This is a genomic window from Mycobacterium sp. (assembly GCF_036488105.1).
Taxonomy (GTDB): domain Bacteria; phylum Actinomycetota; class Actinomycetes; order Mycobacteriales; family Mycobacteriaceae; genus Mycobacterium.
Map to the genome: position 1 here is coordinate 1 of NZ_DASXHW010000511.1, position 9,677 is coordinate 9,677.

Consider the following 9,677-nt stretch of genomic DNA (forward strand, 5'->3'; position numbering starts at 1 on the left):
CAACCGTGGCGACGGCGAAGAAGGCCAACGGAATACCTTGATAAATGAGCTGAAGCCCACCCTTGTTGGTGTGGATGGTCGGCCCGATCGACTGCAGATATTGGAACCAGTTCGTCACGTAGGACACCGCGTCGGCCGTCAGGAAGTTCCACAGGATGAACGGAACGAACACGGTGATCAACAGAGCGGCAGGGTAATTCACTGAAGGATGGCGCCGCCGGAACCACTGGAACAGGTTCAACACGGCCGCGAATCCGCCGGCATAGAACCAGCCGTAGCCGGCCAACACGTACACCGGTTTGTTCGGGGTGGTGTACGGGGTCTTGCCCCAGGGCAGCAGGGCCAGATCCGGGTTGTAGTAAAGGTAGGCACCCCAGTCGGCGTAGAACTCCTGCCACCACATGGTGAAGCACCCGATGAAGAGCAGCGCGGCGGTGTCGGGCCGGCCATTCTTGCGCCAGCGGTAGAGCAGGTACGCGGCCACCAGACCGAAGACGATCCAACCGCCAACCTCCATCAGCCAGGGGGCGTTGGATGGGGGCAGATCTCCAGCGGCAAGCACGCTGTCGCTCATAGGTGTCATATCAGTCGCTCGCCGGCAGCGGCTTGGCTTCCTTCAACACCAGCGGCGTCGAGCCGACGCTGAGTGAGCCGGCGCCGGCTTTGGTGACCAGCACTTCGGCGTCGCCGTCGTCGACGTAGCGCTTGCCCATCGTGCTGCCGTCAGCGAAGGCCGGGTCAGGCGCGGCGTCCGTGGGACGGTCGGCGTCCAGTGGCAGCATCGGCCGGCCCCCGCAACGCAGATCGTCCAGGCTCTCAGCGGCTTTGACGACGATCACCTGGGTGTCACACACCTGACTCTGCAGGCGCGTGCCGTTCTTGATCATGTCGGACTCCTTGGTGTCTCGAGGGAGGAGATTCAGTGCTCGGCAGCCGCCGGCTTGAGGTCGTCAAGGATCTCCCGACGCAACACCTTGCCGGTCGGCGTGGTCGGCAGCTCCTCTCGAAACACGATGCGGTCCGGTGTGCGGGAGCCGCGCAACGTGGCGCGGGTGAAGTCGCGCAGCTGCTCGGGTGTCGGCGCGGCGCCGGCCTCGGGCACGATCACCGCCACGATGATCTGGCCCCACTCGGCGTCATCCAGTCCGACGACGACGACCTCGCGGACGTCGGGGTGCTCGACGAGCACGTCCTCGATTTCCGACGGCGCGATGTTCTCGCCGCCCCGGATGATGGTGTCGTCGGACCGACCGCCGATGAACAGGTAGCCGTCCTCATCCAGCGTCGCAACGTCCCTAGTCGGGAACCAGCCCTGCGCATCGAGCACCGAACCGATCTCGGCGTAACGGCCCGAGACCTGCGGGCCTCGCACGAACAGCTCACCGGTTTCACCCGGTCCGAGCACGGTGCCATCCTCCGCGCGGATCTGCACCTCGATGTCGGGGACTGGGCGACCGACCGAGCCCAATCGCCGGGCGACGGCGTCGTCTCGCGCCGCCTGGGCCAAGCGGTGGTCCTCCGGCGTGAGCACTGCAATGGTCGAACTGGTCTCGGTCAGCCCATAAGCGTTGACAAAGCCGACCTGCGGTAGCAGGTCGAGCGCCCTACGGACCAACGGCCGCGCCACCTTCGATCCGCCGTAGGCGAAGTTGCGCAGCGTCGGAAGCTCGGCGGACTGCTCCTCGATGACCGCGACGATGCGGGACAGCATGGTCGGCACCACCGTCGCGGTGGTGACCCGCTCGTCACGGACCAGCCGCACCCATTCCTGGGGATCGAACCGGCGCAGGTACACGATCGCCCGCCCGGCGTACAGGTTTGACAATGCGGCCCCGACCCCCGCGATGTGATAGGGCGGCACGCACACCAGCGCCGCGTCGGCGGGATCAGCCGAACCGAACTCGACGGTGCCGGTGACATAACTGGTCAGGTTGTTGTGAGTCAGCTCAACGGCTTTGGGCCGCGACGTGGTACCCGAGGTGAACAACACCACCGCCACGTCGTCGGGGTCGGCGAAGGCCGAGACGGGCTCGGCGGATCGCGCGGCCTCGATGAACTCGTCGGAGGTCATCACCCGATCACCGGAACCGGTCACGACGTCGCGGTACTCGACGTCGACCACGATTAGCGGATCGGATAGCCGATCGATGAGCTGTCCCAGCCCATCCGGACTCAGCCGATAGTTCAGCGGCGTGAACGCCGTGTTCGCGCGGGCCGACGAGAACAACAGCAGAGGGAGCAGCACTCCCCCGGTGCCGACATAGACGACGTGGGACGCACCGGATGCGGTCATCACGCCCGCGCCGCCGTCGGCGAGCCCGCTGAGACCCGCGGTGGTCAACCGAATGTCGCCGTCCACCACGGCAACCCGGTCGGGATCACCGGATACCGCCATCTCCAGAAGCAACGAAATGCTCAAAGCCCTCAGCCTTCACCCTGCGAATTAGTGCCCTGGCGCCGTCCCCCGGGCGGCGATCCGATTCTAGACCCGGGCCCAACGAATCAGATATATAGTTATAGGCTTAGTGGGATCTGAGTCAACGCGCACTCCTGTCGGCGGCTGGTTCGACGGTGACGCATGCAGGAGGGAACGCAATGAGCAGCACGCCCGACGTCGCCATCATCGGGGTCGGCCTTCATCCGTTCGGGCGGTACGAGGACCGGTCGGCGCTGGAGATGGGCGCGGTGGCGATCAGCAGGGCGCTGCGCGACGCTGGGGTGCACTGGTCGGACGTGGGCAGCCTGTACGCGGGCAGCCTCGAGGTGGCTAACCCCGAGGCGGTGACGGGACTGGCCGGCATGACCGGCGTCCCGGCGCGGGCCACGCTGAGCGGCTGCGCGACCGGTAACTCACTGTTGACCCTGGCCGCGCGAGACGTCCAACTCGGCGAAGCCGATATTGCGGTCGGCGTCGGACTGGACAAGCATCCGCGCGGCGCCTTCGGCGCCGACCCGTCCGTGTCGGGGTTGCCCCAGTGGTACGGCGATCAGGGGATGTTCCTGACCACGCACTACTTCGGCACCAAGATCATGCGCTACATGCACGATCACGGCATCACCGAGGAGACGCTGGCCCGCGTGGCCGCCAAGAACTTGGACAACGGTGCGCTGGCGCCGCATGCATGGCGCCGCAAGCCGATGAGCGTCGACGCGATCCTGAAGTCGCCGATCGTGAACGCCCCGCTGCGCCAATACATGTACTGCAACCCGAACGAAGGCGCTGCCGCCGTGGTGGTGTGCCGGGCCGATAAAGCCAAGCAGTACACCGACACTCCGATCTACCTGCGCTCGACTGCGCTGCGCAGCCGCCGCGAAGGCGCCTACGAACTGCTGCGCACCTCGATCGAGCTGCCGATCGTGCCCGGCACCACCGCCGAGGCCGCCCGCGCCGCCTACGAGTTGGCCGGCATCGGCCCCGAGGACGTCGACGTTGCTCAACTGCAGGACACCGATTCCGGGTCCGAGATCATCCACATGGCCGAGACGGGACTCTGCAAGGACGGCGAACAGGAAGCGCTGCTCGCCGACGGCGCCACCAAGATCGGCGGGCGGCTGCCCGTCAACACCGACGGTGGCCTGCTGGCCAACGGCGAACCGGTCGGCGCATCCGGCCTCCGTCAGATTTACGAGCTGGTCCAGCAACTACGCGGCCACGCAGGTGACCGTCAGGTACCCAACGATCCACAGGTCGGGCTGGCCCAGCTGTACGGGGCACCCGGAACCGCAGCCGTCGCCATCCTCTCCAAGTAGCCGCCAACCGAAGGGAGTACTGCCGATGACCGACACCCAGGCGGAATCGCGCCCGCGCGCCGAGGTCGACCTCGACCACCACTCGCCCGAATTCCGCGAGGACCCCTATAGCCGGTTCCGTCAGATGCGCGAATCGGGCTGTCCGGTCGCACATTCCGAGCATTACGAGGGCTTCTGGGCGCTGGTCGACTACGCGTCGGTGTTCGAGGCGGCCCGCGACGACGACCTGTTCAACTCCTATCCGTCTGTGGGTGTGCCGGCCAGTGAGCTCCCGTTGCCGATCCTGCCGATCGAGTCGGATCCTCCGGAGACCCAGGAATTGCGTGACGTCACCCTCAAGCGCTTCTCACCGGGTTCGGCGGAGCGATTCCGCAAGTCCGCCATCGAGATGACCAATGAAGCGATCGATGCCTTCATCGAGCGCGGCGAGTGTGACCTCGTCGGTGAGCTGACGACACCGCTGCCCGCGCGATTGATCCTGCGGCTGTTGAACTTCGACGAGTCGCGGTTCATGGACTGGGTCGGCTGGGTGCATACCACCGTGCACGACCGTGCGCATGATCCGGAAAAGGCCGCAATCGCCGGGATGGAGATGTTCGGCGAGATCGGCAAACACATGGAGCAGCGCCGCGCCGAAGGACTCGGCGACGACTTGTTCAGCGACATCCTGCGCGGAACGCTGAATGGCGAACCGCTCGACGACGGCCAGATCACCATGTACACGGTGCTGATGATGCTCGGCGGAATGGACACCACCAGTGGCTTCACCGGCAATGTGCTGTTGCGGCTGTGCAAGGACGCCGAGTTGCGCGCAAAGTTCACAGCCGATCCGAGCCTGGTGAAGAAGTCCACCGACGAGCTGCTGCGCCTGTACACGCCGACGCTCGGCCTGGCGCGCACCGTCTCGCGGGACGCCGACTTCCACGGCCAGCAGCTGTGCCAGGGCGACCGGGCGATCCTGATGTGGGCGGCGGCCAACCGCGACCCCGCGATGTTCGACAACCCCGACGAACTCGACCTCGATCGCCCGAATGCCAAGAAGCACATGGCTTTCGGCGTGGGTATGCACCGCTGCCTGGGTTCGCACTATGCCAAGTTGATGTTCGACGTGATGACCACCCAGGTACTCAAGCGGCTGCCCGATTTCGCATTGACCGGCGAGCCGAAACTGTTCGAAGATGCGGGCGAGGTGTACGCCGTGCGCGAATTGCCGGTTAGTTTCACGCCCGGCCCGCGGGTGGGCTGACGGCCGGTTGGGACGGGAGAACTGCGGTGACGGCTGGCACCATCGCCGGGCTGCTGGATGAGTGCGCCGCCGGCCGACCGGATCGTCCGTTGCTGCGTGATGTCGCCGGCGAGACACTCAACGTGTCGCAGGTCGCCGGGCTGGCATCGGCTGCCGCGCAATGGCTGGCGGATGCCGGTGTGCGTCCCGGCATGACGGTCGCTTGGCAGCTGCCATCACACGTCAACGCGGCGGTGGTGATGCTGGCGCTGACCCGCATGCCCGTTGTGCAGGCCCCGGTACTGCACCTCTATCGGCTTCGCGAGGTGTGCGCGGCAGTCGAGGCCGCGCGCGCCGACATCCTCCTGGTCGACGAGTCGACGGCTGCCAATGCCGCACGTGGGATACCAACTGTCATGGTGGCTTCCGACTTCGTCCGCAGGCTCCAGACGTCGGCGGCAGCAAGCGCGAGCCACGAAGCACCGCACTCCCCTGCGGAGCCGCGCTGGGTGTACTTCACCTCGGGCACCACCGGCCGCCCGAAAGCGGTCCGCCACACCGACGCGACCTTGCTCAGCGCGGCCAGCGGCTTCGCCGCCCATCTCGGCGTGGGCACCCATCCGCGGGAGGTTGGCACGATCGCCTTCCCCATCGCGCACGTCGGCGGCATGGTCTATCTCGCCACCGCGCTGCTCGGCGACTTTCCGGTGGTGCTCATCCCGAAGGTTTCCGCAGACGACCTGCCCCCGTTACTTGCCGAGCACCAAGTGACCGTGACCGGAGCGAGCACCGCGTTCTATCAGATGCTTCTCGCTGCTCAGATGGCCGCGCCGACAACCGATTTGCTGGTGCCGTCGCTGCGGATGCTGATCGGCGGGGGTGCCGCGTGCCCGCCCGAGGTGCACAGACAGGTGAGGGAACACCTGCGCGTACCCGTGGTGCATGCCTACGGAATGACCGAGGCGCCGATGATCTGCGTCAGCCAGGCCACTGACACCGACGAGCAACTGGCCAACAGCGCGGGCCGGCCCATCCCTGGATCGCAGGTGCGAATCGCGGCGAACGGCGAGATCGAGTTGCGCGGCGCCAACCTGACACCGGGATACCTGGAGCATGAGCAGTGGGCCAACACGCTCACCGCGGACGGGTGGTTCTGCAGCGGCGACCGGGGTCACCTTCGCCCGGACGGGCGCATCGTGGTCACCGGTCGCACCAAGGATCTGATCATCCGCAAGGGCGAGAACGTGGCCCCGGATGAGATCGAGAACGAACTGCTGGCCCATCCCCTGGTCGACGAGATCGCCGTGCTGGGCCAGCCCGACGAACTGCGCGGCGAGCTGGTGTGCGCTGTCGTGCGCCGTTCGCCACGCCATCGCGACGTCACCCTCGATGAGCTCTGCACCTTCCTCGACTCACGCGGGCTGATGAAGCAGAAGTGGCCCGAGCGGCTCGTCGTCGTCGACGAGTTCCCGCTGACGGGGCTCGGCAAGGTTGCCAAGTCCGAGCTGGCCCGGCAGATCGCAGGAGGAATTCGATGACGGCGTTGTCCGCCGACGAACGTCAGGAACTCGCGCAATCCGTGCGCTCTGCCTGCGAGCGACTGTCACCCCAGGACCGAGTGCGCGCCGTCGCGTACGGCGCGGGAGACCGCGACGTCGCAGACGGACACTCCGGTTTCGACACCGCGCTGTGGGACGTGCTGTGCAACCAGGTCGGGGTGGCCGCCATCGCGCTGCCAGAGCGTCTCGGCGGCGCAGGTTACGGCGCGTCCGCGTTGGGTGTGGTCGCCCACGAACTCGGCCGCGCCCTAGCCCCGGTGCCGTTCATCAGCTCCACGGTGCTGGCCACCGGCCTGCTGCTGGACCTGACCGCGCACGACCCCGATGCAGACAAGCGACTCACGGGGCTCATCGAAGGTCGCCGCACTGCCGCCGCAGCTCTCACCGGTGACGGCGGGCTGTGGCGTCCATCCGCAGTGTCGCTGCGCGCCGCCCGCACCGGGGACGGCTGGACTGTCGACGGCACCGTGCGCCACGTGCTGGGCGGTTCCACCGCCGACGACCTCATTGTGGTGGCAGATGCAGATGATGGCGAGCCGGCGCTGTTCGTGCTTGACCCCGACGTCGACGGCGTCGTCACCGAGGCTGAACGCGTGCTCGACGGCACCCGGCCGATGGCCACCATCACGCTGAGCTCGGCACCCGCGCTGCGGCTGTCCGGCGACGGTCCCCTTGGCGACGTCGTCGACCGCCACGTCGATATTGCGCTGGCGGTGCTATCTGCCGAACAGGTCGGCGCGTGCGAACGGGTGCTCGAGATCGCTAGCGACTACGCCCGCACCCGCGAACAGTTCGGTCGGCAGATCGGCAGCTTTCAAGCCATCAAACACAAGTGCGCGGACATGCTGGTCGATCTCGAATGGGCACGGTCGGCCTCGCAGGCGGCCCTGGAGGCGCTCGACGATTCACATGCTGCTGCCGCCGGCGAATCGAACTGGCGCGCGAGCATGGCCAAGGCGGTGTGTTCCGAGGCGCTGCGCAACGCGGCGAAAGCGAACGTCCAGATTCACGGCGGCATCGGCTTCACCTGGGAGGATTCCGCACACTTGTACTTCCGGCGCGCCCGCACGGACGAGGTGGTGTTCGGCACTCCTGGCCAGCACTGGGACCGGCTGTCGGCGTTGGGCCCGTCGACTCTGAGGAAGGAGTGACCGGTGTCGGCTTCTCCTGACGTCGTGGAAGACGTCGACGCGCTGCGCGCTGAGATCAGCTTGTTCCTGGGCAACGCACCGAGGCCGGCCGGTCTGCGCAACTACGGGCCTACGCCCACCGCGGAGGACGTCGAACCCGGCCGGGTCTGGCACCGCTACCTCGCCGACCACGGCTACGCCTGCCTGCATTGGCCGCGCGAGTTCGGCGGTGCCGCAGCGACAGTGGCGTACCAGGCCGTCTTCGCCGAGGAGTGCGCACGAGCCGGTGTGCCCCGTCAGCTGAACATCACCGGTCCGGACCTGGTCGGTCCAGTGCTGATCAAGTTCGGCAGCCGAGGACAGAAGGACCGGTACCTGGAGCCGATCAGGCTGGGCGACGACGTCTGGTGTCAGCTCTTCTCCGAGCCCGGCGCCGGATCAGATCTCGCCGGCGTCCGCACCCGTGCCGAGCGCACCACGACGGGTTGGCGCATCGATGGCCAGAAGGTATGGAGTTCGGCGGCCGCCTCGGCGCGCTTTGGGCTGCTGCTCGCCCGCACCGGTCCGGACAAGCACCGTGGCTTGTCGATGTTTGTGGTGCCCATGGACACACCAGGAGTCACGGTGCGCCCACTGACGCAGATGGATGGTGAGAGCAAGTTCAACGAAGTCTTCTTCGACGGCGCCGAACTCGACGAAGACGCGCTGATCGGCGACGTCGGTCAGGGCTGGACGGTGGCGATGGTGACGCTGGGGCGTGAGCGCCTGACATTGGGTTCGCAGGCGGTGTCGATGTTCCGCCTGCACGAACGGATGGTCGATGCTGCCCGTGACCACGACCTGCTCGACCCGGTGCTGTCGCGGTCGATGACCCGGCTGTGGGCAAGGATGTGGCTACTGCGCTACACCTGGCAGCGCGCCATCGACTCCGGCGACCTCACGTCGCCGGCGTTTTCGGTGCTCAAGCTGATGACCTCCGAAACCGATCAGGACCTGGGCGACATGGCCACCGAGGTGCTGGGTACCGACGCATGCACCGACCCCGAGGACGACGAGCTGGTGCACCAGATGTTGGTTGGGCGGGCGCAGACCATCCTCGGCGGCACCAGCGAGATTCAGCGCAACATCCTCGGCGAGCGGGTGCTCGGGCTTCCCAAAGAACCGCGATGACAGGGGGTTTGACCGCGGCCGGCCTCACCGCCGGGCTGCGCGCTGCGCTGCGCCCCGGAATGACGATTGCCCTCGGCGACGGCGTGGGCGCGCTGCGCTGCCTCGACGACGGCGGATCGGTCGGCGCGGCGCTGAGCGCCGCGGCCAGCGAGGTCGGCTCGGTGCGGCTGGTGCTGGGCTGGCTGCCCGCCCCGATCGACGGCCTAGACGCCGACGCGTTTGCCGAAGTGGTTGCGTTGATGCCCGGTTGGGGCGTGCGCGAGGTACTGCGTAGCCCGAAGGCGCGGTTCCTGCCGACGCGGCTGGCGGCGATTCCCGCGCTCTTGGCTGACGTGCTGCAGCCCGACGTGCTGCTCACCCGGCTGGTCCGACGCGGTGGCTTGCTGCAGTTCGGCTCCGAGGTGTCCTGGCAGCGCGCGGTAATTGCAAGCGGCACTAGGACTCTCGCGGTGATCGACACCTCGGCGCCCGCGGCGGATGCGGGGCCTCCCCTTGACCTGTCGGGCATCGAGGTCCTCGGCACGGTGGGGAGCGGGCCGGTGCGAGTACCGCAGCGCGAACCCGAGCCGATTCACGACGCGCTCGCCGACGCGGTACTGCGGATGCTGCCCGAGGGAGCCCGGATCCAGTACGGGCCGGGGCAACTCGGCACCGCACTGCTGCGACGGACACAGGTGCCGTTGCACATCGACACCGGCCTGCTCACCGACGCCGTCGTCGACCTCGACCGACGCCGCCTACTGGCAGGCACCCCGTCGGCGACGTATCTGCTGGGCAGCGACTCGCTCTACGACTGGGCAGACGGACGCCCCATCCTGCACGGGCTCGACTACACCCACGACC

The 9,677-nt window shown here is 67.4% G+C and carries 9 protein-coding genes; 6 read left to right on the plus strand and 3 right to left on the minus strand.

Annotated elements, in window-relative coordinates:
* From VGH54_RS26855 to VGH54_RS26865, 3 genes are all read right to left on the minus strand, one after another.
* Positions 1–574, minus strand: a 574-nt coding sequence (locus VGH54_RS26855) for a hypothetical protein (RefSeq protein ID WP_331515173.1), incomplete at its 3' end; no start/stop codon positions are given.
* A 10-nt stretch (positions 575–584) separates the two neighbouring features.
* Positions 585–887, minus strand: coding sequence for a hypothetical protein (locus tag VGH54_RS26860; protein WP_331515174.1), 303 nt, complete (start codon positions 885–887; stop codon positions 585–587).
* Positions 888–919: 32 nt separating this feature from the next.
* Positions 920–2,419, minus strand: coding sequence for a fatty acid--CoA ligase family protein (locus tag VGH54_RS26865; RefSeq protein WP_331515175.1), 1,500 nt, complete (start codon positions 2,417–2,419; stop codon positions 920–922).
* Between the two features lie 176 nt (positions 2,420–2,595).
* On the opposite strand from VGH54_RS26865, the gene VGH54_RS26870 reads away from it, so the two are divergent.
* The 6 genes from VGH54_RS26870 to VGH54_RS26895 form a co-directional block, all read left to right on the plus strand.
* Complete coding sequence (locus VGH54_RS26870) at positions 2,596–3,750, plus strand: thiolase family protein (RefSeq protein ID WP_331515176.1); 1,155 nt, start codon at positions 2,596–2,598, stop codon at positions 3,748–3,750.
* Positions 3,751–3,775: 25 nt separating this feature from the next.
* On the plus strand, positions 3,776–4,996 hold the full coding sequence (locus VGH54_RS26875; protein WP_331515177.1) for a cytochrome P450: 1,221 nt from the start codon (positions 3,776–3,778) through the stop codon (positions 4,994–4,996).
* Positions 4,997–5,022: 26 nt separating this feature from the next.
* Positions 5,023–6,513 carry a class I adenylate-forming enzyme family protein gene (locus VGH54_RS26880; RefSeq protein WP_331515178.1) on the plus strand — a complete coding sequence of 497 codons (1,491 nt, stop codon included), beginning with the start codon at positions 5,023–5,025 and terminating at the stop codon, positions 6,511–6,513.
* On the plus strand, positions 6,510–7,685 hold the full coding sequence (locus VGH54_RS26885; protein WP_331515179.1) for an acyl-CoA dehydrogenase family protein: 1,176 nt from the start codon (positions 6,510–6,512) through the stop codon (positions 7,683–7,685). The genes VGH54_RS26880 and VGH54_RS26885 overlap by 4 nt, the downstream gene beginning before the upstream one ends.
* A 3-nt stretch (positions 7,686–7,688) precedes the next feature.
* Entirely contained in the window at positions 7,689–8,834 is a 1,146-nt protein-coding gene (locus tag VGH54_RS26890; RefSeq protein WP_331515180.1) for an acyl-CoA dehydrogenase family protein, read from the plus strand.
* A partial coding sequence (locus VGH54_RS26895) for an acetyl-CoA hydrolase (protein ID WP_331515181.1) occupies positions 8,831–9,677 on the plus strand: 847 nt, incomplete at its 3' end. The genes VGH54_RS26890 and VGH54_RS26895, both read left to right, overlap by 4 nt.

Coding starts and splice junctions, on each gene's coding strand:
- VGH54_RS26870 (WP_331515176.1), top strand. CDS start 2,596: ATGAGCAGCACGCCCGACGTCGCCATCATCGGGGTCGGCCTTCATCCG.
- VGH54_RS26885 (WP_331515179.1), top strand. CDS start 6,510: ATGACGGCGTTGTCCGCCGACGAACGTCAGGAACTCGCGCAATCCGTG.
- VGH54_RS26860 (WP_331515174.1), bottom strand. CDS start 887: ATGATCAAGAACGGCACGCGCCTGCAGAGTCAGGTGTGTGACACCCAG.
- VGH54_RS26875 (WP_331515177.1), top strand. CDS start 3,776: ATGACCGACACCCAGGCGGAATCGCGCCCGCGCGCCGAGGTCGACCTC.